General features: G+C 69.9%; 18 protein-coding genes. 5 read left to right on the top strand and 13 right to left on the bottom strand.

The window, feature by feature from the left end:
- Positions 1–2: 2 nt before the first annotated feature.
- A complete protein-coding gene (locus QK288_RS10255; RefSeq protein ID WP_281264225.1) occupies positions 3–1205 on the bottom strand; it encodes an aminotransferase class I/II-fold pyridoxal phosphate-dependent enzyme in 1203 nt (400 codons plus the stop codon).
- A gap of 192 nt (positions 1206–1397) precedes the next feature.
- On the opposite strand from QK288_RS10255, the gene rpsT reads away from it, so the two are divergent.
- Positions 1398–1658: a 30S ribosomal protein S20 gene (rpsT, locus tag QK288_RS10250; RefSeq protein ID WP_071299347.1), complete on the top strand. Its 261-nt coding sequence runs from the start codon at positions 1398–1400 to the stop codon at positions 1656–1658.
- 181 nt (positions 1659–1839) lie between these two features.
- Here rpsT and holA read toward each other — a convergent pair whose 3' ends face one another.
- Both holA and QK288_RS10240 read right to left on the bottom strand, forming a co-directional pair.
- Entirely contained in the window at positions 1840–2733 is an 894-nt protein-coding gene (gene holA / locus QK288_RS10245; protein WP_281264224.1) for a DNA polymerase III subunit delta, read from the bottom strand.
- On the bottom strand, positions 2618–5338 hold the full coding sequence (locus tag QK288_RS10240) for a ComEC/Rec2 family competence protein (protein WP_281264223.1): 2721 nt from the start codon (positions 5336–5338) through the stop codon (positions 2618–2620). Before QK288_RS10240 ends, holA begins: the two co-directional genes overlap by 116 nt.
- A gap of 271 nt (positions 5339–5609) precedes the next feature.
- Here QK288_RS10240 and QK288_RS10235 point away from each other — a divergent pair, with 271 nt between their 5' ends.
- From QK288_RS10235 to QK288_RS10220, 4 genes are all read left to right on the top strand, one after another.
- Positions 5610–5915, top strand: coding sequence for a hypothetical protein (locus QK288_RS10235; RefSeq protein ID WP_281264222.1), 306 nt, complete (start codon positions 5610–5612; stop codon positions 5913–5915).
- Complete coding sequence (locus QK288_RS10230; protein ID WP_281264221.1) at positions 5912–7342, top strand: hypothetical protein; 1431 nt, start codon at positions 5912–5914, stop codon at positions 7340–7342. Before QK288_RS10235 ends, QK288_RS10230 begins: the two co-directional genes overlap by 4 nt.
- Before the next feature lie 14 nt (positions 7343–7356).
- Positions 7357–7809 carry a hypothetical protein gene (locus QK288_RS10225; RefSeq protein WP_281264220.1) on the top strand — a complete coding sequence of 151 codons (453 nt, stop codon included), beginning with the start codon at positions 7357–7359 and terminating at the stop codon, positions 7807–7809.
- 396 nt (positions 7810–8205) lie between these two features.
- A complete protein-coding gene (locus tag QK288_RS10220; RefSeq protein ID WP_281264219.1) occupies positions 8206–8562 on the top strand; it encodes a hypothetical protein in 357 nt (118 codons plus the stop codon).
- A gap of 400 nt (positions 8563–8962) precedes the next feature.
- Here the strand turns inward: QK288_RS10220 and QK288_RS10215 are convergent, their stop codons facing one another.
- From QK288_RS10215 to QK288_RS10170, 10 genes are all read right to left on the bottom strand, one after another.
- Complete coding sequence (locus QK288_RS10215; protein WP_281264218.1) at positions 8963–9673, bottom strand: ComEA family DNA-binding protein; 711 nt, start codon at positions 9671–9673, stop codon at positions 8963–8965.
- Between the two features lie 88 nt (positions 9674–9761).
- Complete coding sequence (gene leuS, locus QK288_RS10210; RefSeq protein ID WP_281264217.1) at positions 9762–12323, bottom strand: leucine--tRNA ligase; 2562 nt, start codon at positions 12321–12323, stop codon at positions 9762–9764.
- Positions 12324–12509: 186 nt separating this feature from the next.
- Complete coding sequence (gene cydC / locus QK288_RS10205; protein ID WP_281264216.1) at positions 12510–14198, bottom strand: thiol reductant ABC exporter subunit CydC; 1689 nt, start codon at positions 14196–14198, stop codon at positions 12510–12512.
- Complete coding sequence (cydD, locus tag QK288_RS10200; protein ID WP_281264215.1) at positions 14195–15838, bottom strand: thiol reductant ABC exporter subunit CydD; 1644 nt, start codon at positions 15836–15838, stop codon at positions 14195–14197. The genes cydC and cydD overlap by 4 nt, the downstream gene beginning before the upstream one ends.
- Positions 15839–15849: 11 nt before the next feature.
- Positions 15850–16854: a cytochrome d ubiquinol oxidase subunit II gene (gene cydB / locus QK288_RS10195; protein ID WP_281264214.1), complete on the bottom strand. Its 1005-nt coding sequence runs from the start codon at positions 16852–16854 to the stop codon at positions 15850–15852.
- Between the two features lie 2 nt (positions 16855–16856).
- Positions 16857–18269 carry a cytochrome ubiquinol oxidase subunit I gene (locus QK288_RS10190; protein WP_281264213.1) on the bottom strand — a complete coding sequence of 471 codons (1413 nt, stop codon included), beginning with the start codon at positions 18267–18269 and terminating at the stop codon, positions 16857–16859.
- Between the two features lie 266 nt (positions 18270–18535).
- Positions 18536–19471, bottom strand: coding sequence for an ABC transporter substrate-binding protein (locus tag QK288_RS10185; protein WP_281264212.1), 936 nt, complete (start codon positions 19469–19471; stop codon positions 18536–18538).
- Positions 19468–20208 (bottom strand): ABC transporter permease, encoded by a 741-nt coding sequence (locus QK288_RS10180; protein ID WP_281264211.1) that lies wholly within the window; start codon positions 20206–20208, stop codon positions 19468–19470. The genes QK288_RS10185 and QK288_RS10180 overlap by 4 nt, the downstream gene beginning before the upstream one ends.
- On the bottom strand, positions 20205–20927 hold the full coding sequence (locus QK288_RS10175) for an ABC transporter permease subunit (RefSeq protein WP_281264210.1): 723 nt from the start codon (positions 20925–20927) through the stop codon (positions 20205–20207). The genes QK288_RS10180 and QK288_RS10175 overlap by 4 nt, the downstream gene beginning before the upstream one ends.
- Complete coding sequence (locus tag QK288_RS10170) at positions 20924–21811, bottom strand: ATP-binding cassette domain-containing protein (RefSeq protein ID WP_281264209.1); 888 nt, start codon at positions 21809–21811, stop codon at positions 20924–20926. Before QK288_RS10170 ends, QK288_RS10175 begins: the two co-directional genes overlap by 4 nt.
- Positions 21812–22057: the final 246 nt, after the last annotated feature.

Raw genomic sequence — 22057 nt, 5'->3', positions numbered from 1 at the left:
CCTCAGGTGGGTCGGACGGTCGAACGATTGTCCCACGGTTGTGCGTGCTCGGCGTGCGGGGCGGGCAACGCACCGAGGCCGTGGCGCAGGTCCTCCGGCGTCGCGGCGAGGCACACGCGGATCCAGCCCTCGCCCGTGCGCCCGAACGCACTCCCGGGTGCGACGGCGATCTTCTCGCGCTGCAGGAACCCGAGCGCCCACTCCGCGACGTCCCCGTCGGCGGCGTGCGACATGTCGATCCACAGGTAGAACGCACCCTTCGGGTCGTTGTACCGGATCCCGGCGGCGTCGAGCACCTCGGTCGCGACCTGGAGGTTGGCGCGGTAGTGCTCGCGGGCGTCCCGGACCGCGGAGTGATCGCCGACGATCGCCGCGAGGGCGGCGTACTGGTCGGGCTCCGCGACGCAGCTGATCATCGCCTCCTGGGTCGTCCGCATGGTCGCGCCGAGCCCCTTCGGCGTCACGAGGTACCCGACGCGGACGCCGGTCATCGCGTACGTCTTGCTCAGCGAGAACGCGGTGAACACCCGGTCGTCCTCGTCGAGGGCCGCGAGGCTGACGTGCCGCGTGTCGTAGGTGAAGTACTCGTAGACCTCGTCGCTGATCACCCACAGGTCGTGCCGCTTCGCCAGAGCCAGGATGCTGCGGAGCGTCTCCTCGCCGAACACCGACCCGAGCGGGTTCGACGGCGAGTTCACCACGATCGCCCTGGTGCGCTCGGTGATGCTCGCCTCGAGCGCGTCGAGGTCGGGTTCGAACCCGTGCTGCGGCTCGAGCCGGTACGGCACCGGGGTCGCGCCGAGGATGTGCGCGTTCATCGTGAACGTCGTGTAGCCGGGGTCCGGCACCAGGAGTTCGTCGCCGGGGCTCAGCACCAGGGTCATCGCCTGGAACAGTGCCTGCGTCGCGCCGATCGTCATCCAGATCTGCTCGAGGTCCACCTCGATGCGGTTCTCGCGCTGCAGCTTCTGCTGGATCGCCTGGCGCAACGGCAGGATCCCGCCGTTCGGGGTGTAGTCCGTCCGGTCCTCGGTCCACGCCCGCTTCGCCGCGTCCCCGATGTGTGCGGCGACCGGGACGTCGGGCTCCCCCACGACGAGCATGGTCACGTCTGCACCGCTCTGCTGCAGCAGGGCGGCCTGTTCGAAGACCCGGCGGATGCCGGAGGGCGGGACGGTGTCGATCCGGGGTGCGAGGGACGGCATGTCCGTCACGGTAACGGAGCCGTGTTTCCGCGCGGTGACACGGGTCGTGCGCGTTGAACCGGATGCCCCGTCCTGGTAGTGTTGCTTGCTGGCTTGCGCGTTCCCCGCCCACGGGTGGAACGCGAGACGACCAAGGGCCCCTCTACCCAGCGGTCGCATTCACCCGTACGAGACGAAGCAGGAGCACCACGCATGGCGAACATCAAGTCGCAGATGAAGCGCATCAAGACCAACCTCAAGGCCACCGAGCGCAACAAGGCCTACAAGTCCGAGCTGAAGACGTTCATCCGTCACACCAACGAGGCGATCGTCGCCGGCGACAAGGAGAAGGCCACCGCCGCTCTCGCCGTCGCGTCGAAGAAGCTCGACAAGGCCGTGAGCAAGGGCGTCATCCACAAGAACCAGGCCGCGAACCGCAAGTCGGCCATCGCGAAGAAGGTCGCTGCGCTCTGACGCACCGACCCCCTCGAAGGCCCCGCACCGTTCCGGTGCGGGGCCTTCGTCGTTGCGGGGCGTTCGATTGCGCCAGACACGCCCAAGTCCGCGAGACGCCGTCAGAATCGGCGGCGTCTCGGTGAGAGGGCGGTGTCTCGGTGGGAAGGCCGCGCCGGGCGGACGGGAGGCTCTGGTCGGGTCAGCGGGGTTCGCCGCGACGGGCGATGGTGCGGACCATGACCTCGAGCGCGTAGTGCGCGTCGCGCGAGCCACCCTTCACCGCGGTGTCCGCCTCGGCGATGCTGATGATCGCGTTCGCGAGCCCGGCTTCGCTCCACCCGGCGACGTCGCGTTGCGCACGCTGGACCTGCCACGGCGCCATGCCGAGCGCGGACGCGGCCTGGCCGCTCGAGCCCCGGTAGGCGCTCACCTTCGCCATCGTGCGGATCTTGCTCGCGAACGCGGCGACGATCGGCACGGGTGCTTCGCCGGTCGACAGGGCGTGCCGCAGTTCGACGATGGCCGGTGCCGATCGGCCCGCGAGTGCGATGTCGGCGACCTTGAACGCGTTGGTCTCGACGCGGCCGCCGTAGTACTTGTCGACGACCTTGTCCGTGATCTCCTGCGCTTCGTCGGCGAGGAGCTGCCGGCACGCGGCCGCGAGCTCGGCGAGGTCGTCCGCGAACGCCGCCACGAGGGTACGGACCGCGGACGGTGCGATCTTCCGACGTGCGGCACGGAACTCGGCGTTCACGAAGTCGATGCGGTCGGTCTCACGCTTGAGTTCGTCGCACTGGACCTCGATCCCGCCGCCCGACCCGCCGCGGATCGCGTCGAGGAGCTTCTTGCCGCGGACTCCCCCGCCGTGCCGCAGCACGAGGGTGACGTCGTCCGCCGGCGCGCCGAGGTACGAGATGGTCTCGGTGATGAAGGCGTCCGTGCACTTCTCGACGTTGGTGACCCGGACCAGGCGCGGCTCACCGAAGAGCGACGGGCTGGCGAGCGTCGCCAAGAGCCCGGGTGCGTACTGGTCGGCTTCGAGGTCGTGGACCTCGAGCGCGGGGTCTTCGCCGACCAGCAGATCGCGGAGCATGCCGGTCGCCCGCTCGGCGAGGAACGTCTCCGGCCCGGTCACGAGGACGACGGGCGCTGGACGGATGCCGGACCACGGGACCTGGTCGATCTTCGCGGCGGCGCGCGCGGGCTTCTTGGCGGGCATGCGTTCCTTCCGATGGTGCGGGTCCGAGTCTACGGGCCACCGCCGACCCTCCCGGTGCCCGTCCCGAGGGCGCTTGCCCCGAGAGCGCTTGGTCCGAGGGCGCTTGGCCCGGGGGCGCTTGCCCCGGGGACGCCCGCTCGGTCCACACCTCCGGTCCTGCCGTTCCCCGGCGCACGACGACGGTCCCCTGCAGGTCGGTGCGGAACGGTGTCGTCCCCGCTGCCGCCAGCATCGCGAGTGCTCGGTCGGTCGGGTGCCCGTAGGTGTTGTCGGCGCCGACACCGATCAGCCCGACGCGTGCGGCGAGCTGTCGGTAGAGCTCCGGGTCCTGGTCGGCGGACCCGTGGTGGGAGACCTTGACGACGTCGACGGGTCCGGGAGCCACTCCGCGGAGGCGTCGTTGCGCGGACCGGTCGAGGTCGCCGAGCAGGACCGCCGAGAGACACGACCCGCAGGTGTCCGGCGCCTCGACCGCCACGACGATGCTCGCGTCATTGCCGCTCGCCCGCTCGCCGGCCCGCGGCCAGAGCACACGCCACGGGACGTCCCGGAGGGTCCCAGCGGTCCCGTCGTCCGCGCGACGGACGTCGGCACCGGCACCCGTCAGGCCGCGGACGACGGATTCGTCCGCTGGACGCCCGACCGGTCCGGTGAGCGCGACGTCGACGTCGCCGGCGACCTCCTCGACCGCACCGACGTGGTCCCGGTCGAAATGGGTGAGCACCAGGAGGTCGAGCCGGCCGACCCCGAGCAGGTCGAGACACGCGCGGAGGCGTTCCCGGTCGTCGCCGGTGTCGACGAGCGCCGTGCTCCCAACGCTGCGGAGGAGCACCGCGTCCCCCTGCCCCACGTCGCACATCGCGATCGCCCAGTCGGCGGGTATCCCGACGCGGACGACCACGAGCGGGACGACCACGGTGCCCGCGCCGATCACCGCGACCGCCGCCGCCGCCACGACGAAGCGCATCCGTGCCGCCACGGGCCCGAGCACCGCGCCGACGAGGGCTCCGGACACCAGCACGGCTGCACCCACGCCGACGAGTCCGGCCGGCCACGGCACCGACGCCGCGGGGAGCGCTGCGGCGCCGTGCGCGATCGCGCCGATCACCGATGCGGGCAGCCAGGCGACCGCGGCGACGACCGACGCACCTGCGGGCCAGACGGGAGCGAGCAGGCAGGCGAGGAGCCCGACGACGGTGACGACCGGCGCGAACGGCTCGGCGAGGAGGTTCGCCGGTACCGCGTACGTCGGGAGCGCCGCAGCGAGCGGGATCGTCAACGGCCAGCACGCCATCTGCGCCGAGACGGGGACCGCGATCGCCGCAGCAAACGGCCCCCAACACCACCGCGTGAGGAGCGCGGTCAACGGTGGCCCGAGTACCACGATCCCGCTCGTCGCGAGCACCGACAGCCCGAACGCGAAGGAGCGGGCGAACCACGGATCGACGACCAGCATGCCGATGACAGCGAGCGCGATGAGCGGGACGCCCCGGACTGGACGCCCGGACAAGTGCACGACGAGCACGACGACGGCCATCACGGTGGCGCGGAGGATGGACGGATCCGGACGGACCAGCACCACGAACCCGACCAAGAGCGTGATCGCCACGGCGGCGCGGACGGCACGCTCGAGTCCGAGCGCACGACTGACCAGGACGACCACCGCGACGATGACGGCGCAGTTCGACCCCGACACGGCCGTCAGGTGGGTCAGCGCACTCGTCTCCATCGCCGTCTCGGTGTCGGGGTCGAGCCCGCTGCGGTCCCCGATCGCGAGTCCGCGGAGCAGCGTGCCGCCGGGTTCGGGCAACTCGTCGGTGATCCGCACGAACGCCTGTCGCACGCTGTCAGTGACGGCGAGCACACCAGTCGGGGGTTCGGACGCGGGCACACCGCGGAGGAACACCACCGCGGCCTCCGGTCCGCCCGGGTCGTCGGGTTCGACCGCCGCACGCCCGGTGAGCACCGTGCCCGCAGCCGCACGGAGGGGTGTGTCCGGCACGACACGGACCGGCACCCGCAGCTCTGTGGTGTCGCCGAGGGTCCGGAGTGTCCCGGTCGTCGACCGAGCGGTGGTCGCGATGTCCCGTGTGAGCGTCACTTCGACCTCGACGGTCCGTCCTGCCGTCGCTCCGAGTTCCGCGGGCGACCGAGCCGGCTCGCCGACGGCCACCGCGATCCCGACGAGTGTGCAGCAGGCTGCAGTCGTCAGCGCCAGGGCGAGCACCGCGGACACGGCGGGCGTCGCGCGCTCCCGACCGAGCAGTGCGACCGCGATGACGCCGGTCAGAGCAGCGCCGCCGACGCACCACCACGCCACTCCCGGCACACCCACGAGCAGCGCTGCACCCATCCACGCGAACGCGACCGGACCGGCGAGCCGGAGGTCGATGAGGTGCGGAACCAGGTCCGCGCGCAGCCCGGTCGCGCGAGCCCCGCCTGCCGGCCCGTCGGAACGGGTTCCGCGGGTACCCCTCATGTCGAGCTGGCCGTCAGGACCGACGTCGTGGTCGGCATCTCGTTGCAGGTCATGCACTGGACGCTAGGTCGCGCTTCGTCGCGGCGACGACTCGACGCTGCCGGTTGTGCAGGAGAGCGGTGAGCCGGTCATCTGGTGAGGAGCCCACCCTGACCCTGACCGGGATGATCGTCCCGCCCGATTGACGTATCGCGGTCGCGATACATGCACGGCCGAACCCGTTGTCATATGGTGGCCTCTGCAACACGTTGGCCCATGAACGGGGGGTGCCATGGCTGGAGATCTCCGGCTGGAGGAGAGCGGACTGAGTTCGCTCGTGCGTGAGTTGCAGGTGCGCGGCGCATCAAGCGACGAGCACGCCGCTGACGTGGACGCTGCTCTCGCCGCGGCGGCCGGCGCAACGTCGACGCCGCAGCTTGCCGGTGCGATGCAGCGCCTCGCCGGGCGGTTCCGTGGCACCGCGGACGACGTCGGCGCGCGGATGACGAGTCTGGGCTCCTCGCTCACGACGGCGGCACAAGCGATAGTGAACACGGACACCACCCTCGCCGGGTCCGCGCGAGAGCTCGGTCGGTGAGCGTTCTCGCCGGCGCGCTCACCGCCGCCGACGTGGTCGACGTCTCTGATGACGCCGATGCGCTGCGCTCCGCAGCACGCAGATTCTCCGCCGCGGCCGACGGCATCCTCACGAGCGCGACGAACGGCTCCATCGCATGGTCCGGACTCCCAGCCGTGTTCACCTCCGATGCCCTCCAGCCGGCGCTTGCGCCGCTCATGGACCCGGCGGTGCAGAAGGCGACGCAGATCCAGTCGGCCGCCGACGAGTTCCTGCAGGTCGCCACGCGTGCCGCGAACAGCATCGAGGACCTCAAGCACGATCACGACGTCCTGGTCCGTCAGATCGAGCAGTTCCACTCCTCCGCTCCCGGCCAGGTCGCCAGCGAGGCGGCGAAGCAGGCGGCGAAGGGCGACCTCGTGGGCGCCGTCGGCACCGTGATCGAGAACTGGCAGCAGGTCCCCGCGCTCGTGACCGAAGAGGTCGGCCTGCGCGTTCGAGTCCAGGCGCACAACGACAACGTCACCAGCACGATGAACGCGATCGCCGCGCAGGTCGATGCGATCACCCCGTCCTCGGTCGACGCGCACCCGGTGCACACCGCAGCACACGTCTCCGGCAAGCACGGCGACCGCGACCACGGCAACTGGCTCGAGGATGCGTGGAACACCACCAAGGCCGTCGTCGGTGTCGGCGGCGCGATCCTCGGCGCGGAGGCCGACGCAATGTGGCCGCACGTGCAAGACGCTGCAGCGACGGCCGGCAACATCTTCGCATCCCTCGGCAACGCGATGACGAATCACCCTGACGAGGTGCTCGAGCTCCTCGGCGGGCTCGCGATGATGGCCGGCGGCAGCGCGATGGAGGTCGGCGGCGGCGCTCTCGACCTCACCGGCGTCGGTGCCGTCGGCGGCATCCCGCTGAACATCGCCGGTGCGGGCGTCATCGCCGCCGGCGCGGGCATGGCGGCCACCGGAGGTGCCCAGCTCGGCATCCACGCGATGACCGACGACCGGAACACCCCGTTCCGGTCGGACCACGCCAGCGAAGCAGACAAAGCCCGCCGCGCCAAGGAGCCCAACGAGAAGCACTCTGGTCGGAGCAAGGACGGAACGTACCGGTCCGAGAACAACGACAAGGCGCGCGTCGACGCAGCGCAGAAGGAAGCCGACGGGCTCAAGCAGGTCGGCAAGAAGCTCGGCGCAGAGGTCGACACCACGAAGGTGAGGGCTTCCGTCGACGGTGTGCCCAACGGCCGCGTCTACGACGGCTTGGTGAAGAAGCCCGACGGCACCTACGTCGGCGTCGAGATCAAGAGCGGCACCGCCATCCGGTCCGCCGCGCAGCGCGCGTTCGACGCCGCCGTCAGCCCCAGCAACCCAGCCACCGCGACCCTCAACGGCAAGATCATCAAGATCACCGAGGTCATCGAGCAGAAAGTACCCTGAGACCGATGTTCGTCATGACCACCAACTCCGAGTCCAGCCTGCGACTGACGGACAGCTTCCGGCCGTACCGGGACCAGATCCGCTTCAATCTCGGCCAGCTCGACAACGACGAGGACTGGGCGTACCAGCTCTGGTACGTTCCGGACTCCGTCGGCTGGCCCGATGCCCCCGGCTACTCGGACTTCGACTGGAACAGCCGGTACATCCAGGCCGGCGGCAGCGCCGATCGCATGAGCGTCGAGATCCAGCGTGTCGAGAACGGCGAGCTTCGCCACTACGTCATCGGACGCGCGCACGACGTCGACGAGCCGCTCACTGAGACGGTGAACGTCGCGGGGACGAACCACGCCGTGCACCCCGCCGAGGTGTTCGACGCAGATGAAGCCACCGAGATCTTCTTCCACTACTTCGGCGACAGCGGCACCGTGCCTGACGGGTACGTGCTGCGCCACCTCGACCTGTCGTAGCGTCTTATCAGGGCCCAAACTCGGCGGGCAAGGCGCCGACCGGAAACAGTGCCGCCGGCGGCCGAACATCAGGCATCCAGCGACAGGTCGAGCGCTCCGGCTGAAGCTCGTGTCGACGAACCAGAGCCAGCTGGTGAGATGCGCCGCTCCGATCACCGAGTTGATTCACCGTTCGACTCGGTTGTCCAACTACCGGTCTCAATGCTCAATCGTCGCCGGCGACCAGGAGCATCAATGTGCCGTTCTTCCTCGAAACGGCGACGAACTCGATGAATCCCTCCGTCCCAATCACCCACCCCCACTCATGGTGAGCACCGGGTCCAAGGTTCGGGAGCTCCCAGATATCCAAATCCTCGGCCTCGATCGCCCGTATCTCCGCCCCGATCCGATGGGGATGTGGTCGGTTCCCTCGAAGCTGACATCGGTTCACTGCGCGACGCCCTCAGGAATGCTGCCTGGGTCCGAACCGTCGAACCCGGAGCGAGTGGCGTGTCAGAAACCCTGTCTGCGTGGCCGAGCGAAGCGGTACAGGTGAACTTCTTCTTCGGGAGGGGAGCACCGATCGAGTTCGACTTCGACCTTCGGGAGATGGTCGATGACGAGCCTGTCGAAGGTCTTGTCCGTCTACTTCGCCGAGTGAGTTCGGCGATACGCAAAGACGTCATCATCCGTCCCGAGGGGGAACTCGAAGTCCATCCAGTCCTCCGTGTCGATGCTGTCACCGGCGAGCTGACGCTCTCCGCGAGGTCGTGAGCGAAGATCGTCCGCTTGTCCACCGGCCACCCAGACGCCGTTCCTGAAGCCCTCAAGAGATGCTCTAGCCTGCCTGAGTGGGGAGCATCGGAGATTTCGGTTCCACGGTGCTTGTTCTGGTCTTCATCGGGGGCGTTCTCTTCGCGGTCCGGGTCATGCGAGAGCTCGGCGCATCCTGGTGGCGGACAGGACGAGCGGATGCTCGAGAGCGCCGGCGCAGGCGCGATCCTCGCTGAAGATTCCGCAGCGGAGGCCTGAACGTCTCGGTGATGCTCGAAGTCGGCTACCACGTCCGCTCGATGCTCCACAGCAGGGGTTCGCTACTGGGTCACCGCCGCGACCACCCAGCCGATCGCCACCGGGACCGCGACCCGGAGGTCCGTCCGGTCGGCCGCGAGGTTCACACCCGCACCAGATCCCGCAGGTCGGCCAACCGCGCGTCACCGATCCCGCTGACGTCGAGCAGATCGTCGACGCTCGCGAACCGACCGTGCTCGTCGCGCCAGGCCAGGATGCGCCCCGCGAGTGCCGGTCCGATGCCCGGAAGGGTCTCGAGCGCCGCCTGGTCCGCGGTGTTCAGGTCGACCACGTCGCCGATGCCAGCCGCACCGCCACTGCCACCGCCGCCGCCACCGCCGCCGCCACCGCCACCGCCACCCGCACCGGCGCCACTCGCGCTCCCCGCGTCGCCACCCGCACCGCCGTCGAGCTCCTGCGGCACCTCGACCTCGCCGACCCGCGGCACGTACAGCCGCTCGCCGTCCTGGACCGGCCGCGCGAGGTTCAACCGCGCGAGGTCGGCATCGTCGGCCGCACCACCCGCCGCCGCCAGCGCGTCCGTCACCCGGCTCGTCCCCGGCACCGTCACGACGCCCGCCCGGTGGACCGCACCGAGCACGTGCACCACGACCGAGGGAGCCGGCGACGACGTCGCATCCGGGGTCCGTGGGCCGTCCGACGGCCGATCGGACACCACCGGCGCACCCGTCACCGTGGCGACACCCCCGGCGCCGCTCCCCCGCGCCCCGAGCAGGATGACGCCCAGCGCGACCACCACGACGACGCCGGCCAGCACGAGCGCGGCGCGCGGCGAGAGCGAGAAACGGGACATGCCGAAACGCTAGAGAGCCCGGCCGACCGGCCGGGCTCTCGAGGTGTGAACGGTGCACCGGGAAGGCCGGCGCACCGCTGTGGAGGAACTACGCCTTGATCGCGATGTTCACGAGCTTCGGCGCCCGCACGATGACCTTCACGATCTCGCGGTCCCCGATGTACCGCTGCACGTTCGCGGACGCGCGCGCGAGGGCCTCGAGCTCCGCCGGGTCGATCGACTTCGACACCTCGAACGAGTCGCGCACCTTGCCGTTGACCTGCACGACGGCCGTCAACGACTCCTGCACGAGCAGCGTCGGGTCCGCCTTCCGCCACCCGTAGGTCGCGACGGAGCCCTCGTAGCCGAGCTTCTCCCACATCTCCTCACCGGCGTACGGCGCGAAGACGCTCAGGCCGAGCGCGATCGTCTCGACGGCCTCGCGCACGGCGGGGTCACCGGCGCCCGGTCCGTTGTCGATCGCCTTGCGGGTGACGTTCACCAGGTCCATGAGCCGCGCGATCACGACGTTGAACTTGAACGACTCCATCAGCCCCGGGGAGTCCGCGAGGAACCGGTGGGTGACCTGCCGCAGGGCACGGTCGCCCTCCGCCCACACCGCATCCGGCGTCGAGGTGACGTCGGTGGCGAGGCGGTAGGCGCGGGCCAGGAAGCGGGCGGAGGCCGCCGGGGAGACGTCCTCCCAGTTGATGTCGTCCTCCGGCGGACCGGCGAAGCCCATCACCATGCGGATGGCGTCGACACCGTGCGCGTCGAGTTCGTCGCCCAGCGAGACGCCGCCCTTGGACTTCGACATCTTCGAGCCGCCGGACAGGACCATGCCCTGGTTCAGCAGCGCCGAGAAGGGCTCGGTGAAGTCGAGGTAGCCGAGGTCGAACAGGACCTTCGTGACGAACCGGGCGTAGAGCAGGTGCAGGATCGCGTGCTCGACACCGCCGATGTACTGGTCGACCGGCGCCCACTTGTTGACGAGCGAAGGGTCGAACGCCTGCGTGTCGTCGTTCGCCGACAGGAACCGCAGGAAGTACCACGACGAGTCCACGAAGGTGTCCATCGTGTCGGCGTCACGCTTCGCCGGGGATCCGTCCACGGGGTTCGGGACGTTCACCCAGTCGGTCGCACCCCCCAGCGGCGACGTGCCCTTCGGCTTGAGGTCGAGCCCCTCGGTCGACGGCAGCACGACGGGCAACTGGTCCTCGGGGACCGGGTACTCGGTGCCGTCCTCGCCGTGGATGATCGGGATGGGGGTGCCCCAGAAGCGCTGGCGCGAGATGAGCCAGTCGCGCAGGCGGTACGTCTTCGCGGCACGGCCGGTGCCGCGCTCGTCGAGGAGCTTGATCGCCGCGGTGATCGCGTGCTGCTTCGACATGCCGTCGAGCGGCCCGGAGTTGATCATCCGACCCTGCCCGGTCAGGGCCTCACCCGTGGCGGCCGGGTCGAGGACGGGCAGGTCGAAGTCGTCGAGGGTCGCGCCCTCCGGGATCACCGGGATCGCCCCGGTCACCGGCTGGTTCGTGTCGACGACGACCTTCACGGGCAGGTCGAACGCCCGTGCGAAGTCGAGGTCGCGCTGGTCGTGCGCGGGCACGGCCATGACGGCGCCGTGGCCGTAGTCGGCGAGGACGTAGTCCGCCGCCCAGATCGGCAGGCGCTCACCGGTGAGCGGGTGGATCGCGAACCGGTCGAGCGGGACGCCGGTCTTCGGCCGGTCGGCGTTCTGCCGGTCGATCTCGGAGGTCTTCTGCGTCGCCACCAGGTACGACTCGAACGCGGCGCGGACCTCGTCGGAGACCGACGGAGCCGCCACCAGCGATGCGGCGAGGTCGGAGTCCGGCGCCACGACGAGGAACGTCACACCGTTGATCGTGTCCGGACGCGTGGTGAACACGGTCACCGGCTCGTCGCGCCCCTCGATCACGAAGTCGACGTCGGCACCGACCGAGCGACCGATCCAGTTGCGCTGCATCGCCAGGACCTTCGCGGGCCAGCGACCCTCGAGCTGGTTGAGGTCGTCGAGCAGCCGGTCCGCGTAGTCGGTGATCTTGAAGTACCACTGCGTGAGCTTCTTCTTGACCACGACCGCGCCGGAGCGGTCCGAGGTGCCGTCCGGCAGGACCTGCTCGTTCGCGAGCACGGTCTGGTCCACCGGGTCCCAGTTCACCCAGCTGTCCTTGCGGTAGGCCAGGCCCTTCTCGTACATCTTCAGGAACAGCCACTGGTTCCACTTGTAGTACCCGGGGTCCGAGGTGTGGATCTCGGTCGTCCAGTCGAAGGACGGCGCGTACCGCTTGAACGACGCCTTCTGCTGCTCGATGTTGGCGTAGGTCCAGTCCTTCGGGTCCACCCCGCGCTTGATCGCCGCGTTCTCGGCCGGCAGCCCGAAGGAGTCCCAGCCGATCGGGTGGAGCACGTTGAAGCCCTGCTGCCGCCAGTAGCGCGCGACGAAGTCACCGAGCGCCCAGTTCTCGGCGTGCCCCATGTGCAGGTCGCCGGACGGGTACGGGAACATCTCGAGGATGTACTTCCGGGGACGACGGTCGTCGGGGTCGACGGTGAAGAGGCCGAGCTCTTCCCACCGCCCCTGCCACTTGTCCTGGATGCGCCGGAAGTCGTAGGTGTGCGGGTCCTCGACGTGCTGCTCGATGGTCACGGAACTCTCAATCGGTCTGGGCCCCCACTCGCCGGTTCCGGGTCATCGCGGAGCTTGCGGAGCGATGATCCGGCCGAGCGAGCGGGGAGAGGCACGACACACGTCCGTCAGACACGTGTCGGTCCTCAAGATTACAAGGCACAGGCCCCACTCGCGGACGACCAGGAGCGAACGGTCACGGGATGGTCAGGCCGCGATGCGGCCGTCGCGCATCCGGATGGTCCGGTCGACGAGGTCCGGCGGCACCGGCACGTGCGACACGACCACGACGGTCCGCCCTGCTGCCCGGGCGGTGGTCACGAGGTCGCGCAGCACGGCGTCGCCGAGATCCGGGTCGATGTCGGCCGTCGGCTCGTCGAGCACGAGCACGGGGAACGCGTGCAGGAGCGCCCGGGCGAGCGCGAGCCGGTGCGCCTGCCCGCCGGAGACCAGGGCACCGCGCTCCCCCACGGCCGCATCGAGACCACCACGGCGCTCCACCCATGCCCCGAGGCCGACCCGGTCGAGCACACCGAGCAGGTCGTCGTCCGTCGCGGTCTCCCGCGCGAAGAGCAGGTTCTGCCGGATCGACTGGTCGAACACGAACGGGTCCTGCTCGATGAGTCCGACCCGGGCGCGCACGGCGTCCGGGTGCATCGTCCGTGCCTCGACCCCGTCGATCGTGTAGCTGCCCCGGTACTCGACGAACCGCACGAGCGCGTCCACCAGCGTCGACTTGCCCGCGCCGCTCGGCCCCTGGACCACGACGACCTCGCCGGGGAGCAGGTCGAACGAGACGTCGTCCACGGCGGCGTCGACCGCCCCCGGCCACCGGACGGTCAGCCCGGACACGGACACCGCGACGGGACCGTCGACCACGAGGGACGCCGGCTCCGCATCGGCAGCGGGCTCCTGGACGATCCCGTCCGGCGTGACGGCGGGGACCACCCGCTCGACCCGGTCTGCGGCCGCCCGCACCCGCCGGTACGTCAGCACCGCGAGCGGGACCGCCCCGACGACCTCGAACAGCGCGAGCGGGACGAAGACCGCGAGCGCCCAGAGCGGTCCGTCGAGCGCGCCGGTGACGACCGCTGGTGCACCGGCCGCGAGGATCCCGATCACCGCGGCACCGCCGATGAGTCCGACCGATGCCCCGACGAGCGACTCGACCGTGGCCCGACGGCGGACCGCACGGGTGACCCGGGCGTCGAGCGCGGCGATGTGCGCGAGCCGTTCGTCGAGGGTGCCGTAGGCGGCGAACACGTCGAGCGTCCGCACCGTGTCCAGGACCAGGTCGGCGACGCGCCCGCGGTCCGCCGCGGTCTCCTCGTCGCTGCGGCGCGCGATCGACGCGGTGACGACGGAACCGAGGACGGCGGCGAGCACGAGGGCCACGAGCAGCACGAGGGCGGCGGGGACGGACACCAGTGCGACGGCGACGACCGAGAGCAGCGCGGTCACACCGGCGGACACGAGCGGACCGACGACGCGGATCGGCAGGTCCTGCAGCCGATCGGTGTCGGTGACCAGGCGGGTCATCAGGTCACCGCGTCCGGTGGTCCCGAGGCCCGCCGGCGCGACCGACGCGAGCCGGCGGTACATCTCGGTCCGGACCACGGCGAGTTGCCGGAAGGACGCGTCGTGCCCGGCGAGCCGGTCCACGTACCGCAGCGCCGCCCGACCGAGCGCGAACGCCCGGACCCCGACCATGACGAGCGTCAGGTAGAGGATCGGCGGGTGTTCCGCCGCCCGGGTGATCAGGTACCCGCTCGCCGCGAGCAGGGCCACAGCGCACAGCGCGCTGAGCGAGCCGGAGGCGACCGCCTTGCCCCACCCGGCACCGCGCGGCATCGCGAGCCGCAGGACGGAGCCGCCACGAGCCTCCTGGCCGGTCACGCGTGCGCTCCGAGGACCGCGACGGCACCGCTCGCGGCGACGTCGACGCGGACGTCGGCCGCGGCGACGACCGCCGGCCGGTGGCTCGCGACGACGACCACCGCGCCGTCGGCGGCGAGCCGCCGCATCGTCGTGATCAGATGCGCCTCCGCGTCGGCGTCGAGTGCGGACGTCGGTTCGTCGAGGAGCACGAGGCGGGTACCGGACCGACGGTGCCGGTAGAGCGCTCGGGCGACGGCGACGCGCTGCGCCTGTCCGCCGGACAGTCCGGCTCCGCCTGCACCGATCTGGAGGCTCGGGTCGAGTCCCAGCCCCGCGTCACCGAGCGCGGTCAGCACGTCGTCGTCGTGGGGCTGCTGGCTGAGGGCCACGTTCTCGGCGATGGTGCCGCGGACGAGTCGCGCGCGTTGGTCGGCCCACGCGATCCGGTCGTCCACGGTGGAACCGGCCGGACCGGGGACGACGACCGTGCCGTCGTGCGGCACGGCACCGCGGATCGCCGCGATGAGGCTCGACTTGCCGGCACCGCTCGGACCGACGAGCGCGAGGACCGTGCCGGGGCGGGCGTCGAGGTCGACGGGCCCGATCACCACGTCCTGGCGCCTGACGGCCACGCCGCGGAGCACGAGGTCGGTGGCGGCGGCCGGCGTCGGCGGAGCAGCAGCCGGCGTGCGGTCGTCGTCGAGCACGTCGAGCACGGCTGCCGACGCCTCGACGCCGTCCTGCGCGGCGTGGAAGTCGGCGCCGACCTGCCGGATCGGCGCGAACGCCTCTGGCGCCAGCACCAGGACGAACATCGCGGCGCCGAGACCGAGCGAGCCGTCCACGAGTCGGATGCCGATCGACACCGCGACGAGGGCGACCGAGAGGCTGGCGGCGAGCTCGAGCGCGAAGCCGCTCACGAACGACAACCGCAGCACGCCGAGGGTCCCGCGTCGGTACTGGTCCGTGACGGTGCCGATGCGGCCGACCTGCCGACGCGCACGACCGAACACCTTCAGCGTGGCGAGGCCCTCGACGGCCTCGAGGAACGCACCGCCGAGTCGCGCCAGCGCGTCGGACTGCTTCCGCTGCAACGACTGCGTGGCGAGACCGATGAGGATCATGAAGACCGGGATGACCGGCAGCGCGCAGAGGACGACGAGCCCGCTCGTCAGGTCGCCGAGACCGATCGCGACGAGCAGCACCGGGGTCGCGATCGCCGTGAGCGCGAGCTGGGGCAGGTAGCGCCCGAAGTAGGCGTCGAGGGCGTCGAGCCCCGGACCGAGCGTCGTCGCGAAGCCGGCGCTCGACCGTTCCGCGAGCCACCCGGGTCCGCGTTCGGCCGCCCGCGCCAGCACGGTGCGGCGCAGCTCGCTCTTCACGGTCGCTGCGGCCCGTGCGGCGAGGTCGTCCGTCGCCCACGCCGCCACGGCGCGCACGACGAACGCACCGCCGAGCAGCGCCAGCGTCGGCACGAACTCCGTGGGGACGACGCCGCCGTGGTGCACGGCGTCGACCACCTCGGTGACGGCTGCGGCGATCCCCCACGCGATCGCGATGGTCGCGAGCGTGCGGAGGACCCCCGTCCCGGCCGCGGCGACGATGAAGCCGCGCGCCGAGCGTGAGAGGCGGAGCAGACGCGGGTCGAGCGGCTTCATCGGCGGGGCACCTAGTGGGCGGCCGCGGTGACCTGCGCCCGCGAGACGCGCTTGCGGAACACCCAGTACGTCCACGCCTGGTAGGCGAACACGAGCGGGACGAAGATCAGTGCGACCCAGCTCATGACCGTCAGCGTGTACGTGCCACTCGATGCGTTGTAGACCGTGAGGCTCCGTGCCACGTCGTTCGAGGCGGGCATCACGTTCGGGAAGATCGCCGTGAACATCGCGAGCACCACCGCGGCGATCGTGACCGCCATCAGCGTGAACGCCCGGCCCTCCTTGCCCCATGCGTTGCAGAGCACCGCGAGGACGAGCGCGAGCGCGGCGACGACGGAGAGCACCAGCGACGCCGGGGTGGCCCGGACGAACGCCATCGACACGAGGAACGCCGCCGCGACGACGATCGTCACGATGCCGGCCCTGGTGGCCAGCCGCTTCGCACGGTCGCGGATGTCTCCCTCGGTCTTCAGCGCGATGAAGACGACGCCATGCGTGAAGAACACCAGCAGCGTCGCGAGCCCGGTCAGGAGCGCGAACGGGTTGAGCAGGTCGAACAGCGTGCCCGTGTAGTTGTGCCCGGAGTCCATCGGGATCCCGCGGACCACGTTGCCGAACGCGACGCCCCAGAGGAACGACGGCACGGCGCTGCCGACGATGATCATCAGGTCGAACGAACGCTTCCACTGCAGCTGCTTGTTCTGGTGGCGGTACTCGAACGAGACCCCACGGGCGATGAGCGCCGCGAGGATCAGCAGCAGCGCCAGGTAGAACCCGGAGAACATCGTGGCGTACCACTCCGGGAACGCCGCGAACAGGCAGGCGCCGGCCACGATGACCCAGGTCTCGTTGAGGTCCCAGACGGGGCCGATCGTGTTGATCATGACGCGACGGTCGGTGTCGTCCTTGCCGAGGAACGGCAGGGCCATGCCGACGCCGAAGTCGAACCCGTCGAGCACGAAGTAGCCGACGAAGAAGACGCCGACGATGGCGAACCAGAGAACGGGGAGGTCCATGATCAGTACACCGTCACTTCGTGCTTGACCTCGCCGGTCTCCTCGTCCACCGGTGCCGGAGCAGCGGGGCCTTCTTGCGCCACCTTCTTGATGAGCCGGAACTCCACCACCGCCAGCGCGCCGTAGATCAGTGTGAAGACGACGAGCGAGATGAGGACCTCGACCCCGGTCACGTTCGGGGACACCCCGTCAGCGGTCTTGAGGAGCCCGAACACGAGCCACGGTTGCCGGCCCATCTCGGTGAAGATCCAGCCGACGATCATCGCGGCCATCGGCAGCGGCACCGCCCAGGTGGCGATCCGCCACACCCAGCGCTGCGTCGGGAAGCGGCCCTTGCGGGTCAGCCACAGCCCGGCGAGGGCGACGAGGACCGCGCCGACACCGAGGGCGATCATCCAGCGGAACGACCAGTACGTCACCCAGATGATCGGCTTGTAGTCACCGGGGCCGTACACCTGCGTGTACTGCGCCTGCAGGTCGTTGATGCCCTCGACCGTGCCGTTGAAGGTGTGGGTCGAGAGGAACGACAGCAGGTACGGCACACGGATCGAGAACAGCTCGTGCACGCCGTCCGGTGTGCCGAGCGTGAAGATCGAGAACGAGGCGTCCTTGCCGGTCGCCGTGTTGTACAGCGCCTCGGCCGCGGCCATCTTCATCGGCTGTGTGTCGACCATCGTCAGCCCGAGCTGGTCGCCGGTGAGGACGGTCAGCGCACCGGCGGCGACCATCGTCCAGAGGCCGAACTTCAGCGCCGGCATCATCGTCTCGAGGTTCTGGTTGCGCGCCAGGTGGTACGACGCGACCGAGATGATCACGCCGGCAGCCACCATGAAGCACGCGAAGAGCGTGTGCGGGAACGCGGCCAGTGCGACCTTGTTCGTCAGCACCGCCCAGATGTCGGTGAGTTCCGCGCGACCCTTGGCTTCGTTGATGACGTAGCCGACGGGGTGCTGCATGAACGCGTTTGCGGCGATGATGAAGTACGCCGACATGATCGTCCCGGCGCTGACGCACCACATGCTCGCGAGGTGCAGACCCTTGGGCAACCGGTCCCACCCGAAGATCCAGACGCCGATGAACGCCGCCTCGAAGAAAAAGGCGAGGATCCCCTCGAGCGCGAGCGGGGCCCCGAAGACGTCCCCGACGAACCGGGAGTAGTTCGACCAGTTCATGCCGAACTGGAACTCCTGCACGATGCCCGTCACGACGCCCATCGCGAAGTTGATGAGGAAGATCCGGCCGAAGAACCGGGTGAGCTGCAGGTAGTGCGCCCGACCGGTGCGGTACCACGCCGTCTGGAACGTCGCGACGACCACGGCCATGCCGATCGTCAACGGGACGAAGAGGAAGTGGTAGATGGTGGTCAGCCCGAACTGCCACCTGGACAGGATGAGCGGATCGAGGATGTCGTTCATGCGGCTGTACCGATCGGGAACGCCGCGCGCTGTTCGTGCACGTCAGTTGCTTCCTGTGGAAGGGGTACTTCTGGGTGTCACAACCGTTGGGACACCTCCACGGTACCGGCAGGCAACCCGATTCGACAACTTGTAGAAACTCGACCTGCACGAACGTGCAGGGCACTTGAACGGCACAACCGTGCCGAACGGATGTGCCCCGGAACGACGACAGGTGCCGGGCACATTGCCCGACACCTGTCGTTCATCTCACACGTGCTGGAGGACTAGAGCAGACCCTTGTCCTGCAGGAAGGCCTTGGCCACCGATGCCGCGGACTTCTGCTCCACGGAGTTCTGACGGTCGAGCTCGATGAGCGCGTCCGTGGTGAGCACCTTGTTGACCTTCTCGATCGCCGCGGTCGCCTTCGAGTCCAGCTTCGACGACACGATGGGCGTGACGTTGTTCACCGGCACGAGGTTCTTCGGGTCCTCGAGCGTGACGAGCTTCTCGGTGGCGATCGACGCGCTGGCCGAGTAGATGTCGGCGACCTGCGAGTCGCCGTCCTTGATCGCCTTGACCGTGAGCGGGCCACCGGAGTCGTTCTGCTGGTTGACCTCACCGGTGATGCCGTACTTCGCCTTCAGGCCGGTCGGGCCGTACGCAGCCGTGGCGAACTCGGGGTTCGCCGCGATCGAGATGGTGCCGCCGATCTTGGCGAGGTCGCCGATCGACTTGAGGTCGTACTTGTCGGCGAGCTCCTGCGTGACCGTGTACGTGTCCGAGTCGGATGCGTCCGCGGACGGCAGGGCCTTGACGCCGGAGGGCAGTTCGTCCTTCAGGGCGGCGTTGATGCCGTCCGTCGTGGTCTCCGTCGTCGTGTCCTTGTCGTCGGACTGCAGGAGGTAGTTCAGCAGGTTGCCGTTGTACTCCGGGAACACGTCGATGTTGCCCTTGGCGACCTCGGGCCAGTAGGCCTTGCGCTGTCCGATGTTGAGCTTCTTGGTGACGGTGAAGCCGGCCTTCTCGAGTTCCTGGGCGTAGAGCTCCGCGATGATCTCGTTCGACGGGTAGGCCTGCGAGCCGACGGTGATGGTGTCCGACGAGCCGGAGCCGCCGCCGGAGGAGAGCGGGTCGCCTGACGAGCAGCCCGCGAGGGCGATCGCGGCGGCGGTCGCGACCGCGATGGTCGCGCCGAGGCGCTTGGTGCGTGCAGTGGTCACTGGAGGGTTCCTTCCAAGGGGGTTGATGCCCGACTTTCCGAGCGGTCAGCGTCGCGCCGTCCATCACCCGCGGAGGCGGCGGTGATACCCGCCGGCACCGCGAGCCGCTGCAGGACGGCGAACACGATCTCGAAGACGATGGCGAGTGCGATCACCAGGAGCGAACCGCCGAGGACCTCTTCGTAGTCCTGGTTGGCGAGCCCGGAGAACGCGTACCCGCCGAGACCGCCCGCGTTGATGTAGGCGGCGAGCGTGGCGGTCGCGATGACCTGGAGCACCGCGGCACGGATGCCGCCGACGATCAGCGGGAGCCCGAGCGGGATCTCCACCTTCGTCAGCAGCTGCCACGTGGTCATGCCCTGCGCCTTGGCCGCGTCGATGGTCACGCGGTCGATCGCCTCGAGGCCGGAGTACGTACCGGCCAGGATCGACGGGATCGCCAGGATGACGAGCGAGATGAGCGGCGCTTCGATGCCGAGCCCGATCCACAGGGCGAGGATCGTCAGCAGGCCGAGCGTGGGGAGCGCCCTGACCCCGCCGGAGAACCCCACGGCGAGGCTCTTGCCACGCCCGGTGTGCCCGATCACGAGGCCGAGGGGCACCGCGATGGCGCAGGCGATGACGATGGTGAGCAGCGTGATCCACACGTGCTCCCAGAGGCGGACGGGGATGCCGTTCGCCCCGACGGAGTTGGCGGGGTCGAAGATCCAGGCGATGGCGCCGGCGAAGAGGTTCACGCGGACACCTCCCCGGTACGGACGTCCGCCGCCGCACGACGCCGGATGCGCTTGGCATCACGGCTGCCACCGCGGGTCCACGGCATCACGATGCGTCCGATGAGCACCAGGAGCCCGTCGATGACGAGCGCCAGGACGATCGTCAGCACGATGCCGGTCAGGATCTCGACACTGATGCCGCGCTTGAGGCCGTCGGTGAGCAGGAACCCGAGGTTCGGGATCCCGAGGAGCGCACCGACCGTGACGAGGCTCACCGTACTGACCGCGACGACCCGGATGCCGGCGAGGAGCACGGGGCCGGCGAGGGGCAGTTCGACGCGGAAGAACCGCTGCACGGGCGAGTACCCCATGGCCGCCGCGGCGTTCAGCACCGCGGGGTCGACGGCGTCGAGCGCGTCGGCCGCCGAGCGCGCCATCAGGGCGACACCGTAGATCGTCAGCGCGATGACGACGTTCGCCGGGTCGAGGATGTTCGTCCCGAGCAACGGCGGCAAGGCGAGGAAGAGCGGGAAGGACGGGATGGCGTAGAGCAGGCTCGCCACGACGATGATCGTCGAACCGGTCGCCCGTGCACCTCGGCGACCCTTGCGCAGGCGGTTCACGAGCAGGCCGATCGGCACCGAGAGCACGAAGCTGATGACGATCGGCGGGATCGACAGCCAGACGTGCGCGATCAGGTTCGACGTGATCGTGTCGAGGTTGCCGGTGACCCAGTTCACACGCTGTCCCGGTGTGCGGCGTCCGGCCCGGCCGGCTGCGGCACCGCGGACGCCGCGTCGACGACCGGGACCGGACCGGTGAGCACACCGGCGGCACGTCCGTCCCCGTCGACCACGATGGGTCCGGTGGGCGTCTGCTCCACACGGAGCGCTCGACGACCACGTCCGGCGCCGATGAAGTTCGCCACGAAGTCGTCCGCCGGTTCCGAGAGGATCTCGGCCGGTGTCCCGAGCTGCGCGATCTCGCCGCCCTTCTTCAGGATGACGACCTGGTCACCGAGCTTGAACGCCTCGTCGATGTCGTGGGTCACGAACACGACCGTCTTGCCGAGCTCGCGCTGGAGCCGGATGAGCTCGTCCTGCAGGTCGTTGCGGACCAGCGGGTCCACCGCGCCGAACGGCTCGTCCATCAGCAGGATGTTCGGGTCGACGGCGAGCCCGCGGGCGACACCGACGCGCTGCTGCTGGCCACCCGACAGCTGCGACGGGTAGCGGTCGGCGAAGGCGCGGTCGAGTCCGACGGTGTCCATCAGCTCGAGCGCCCGCGCGCGGGCTTCCTGCTTCGACACACCGGTGAGCAGCGGCACGGTCGCGATGTTGTCCGCGACCTTGCGGTGCGGCAGCAGGCCCGCATTCTGCATCACGTAGCCGATGCTGCGGCGGAGCTTCACCGGGTCGACGCCTGCGACGTCCTCGCCGTCGATGGAGACGGACCCGGCAGTGGGGTCGACCATCCGGTTGATCATGCGGAGCAGCGTCGTCTTCCCGCAACCACTCGACCCGACGAAGACCGTCGTGGTGCGTGATGGGATGACGAGGTCGAACCGCTCGACTGCGGCCGTGCCGTCCGGGTACGTCTTGCGCACCTGGCGGAACTCGATCATGGGTGCCCTTCTGGTAGGAGGTAGCCCGACTCCGAGTGAGAGTACCCGTCAGCACCGACACCGGTGCGTCCAGGTGACGATCCGTGACGTGACCGGGCGTGTCCCGGACAGCGCCACCCGGCCGGCGGCCGGTCCGCGGAAGCCGCCACGGCTCTGGAGCCGACCCCGCGCATGGCGGAGGCCGCGGACACGACAGCGCCCGCGCCTCCAGTTCGGAGGGCGAGCGCCGTTCGGTTTGGTGACCGG

The sequence above is a fragment of the Curtobacterium sp. 9128 genome, assembly GCF_900086645.1.
In the GTDB taxonomy this organism is placed as follows: Bacteria; Actinomycetota; Actinomycetes; order Actinomycetales; family Microbacteriaceae; genus Curtobacterium.
This window is presented reverse-complemented; position numbering and strand designations above follow the sequence as displayed.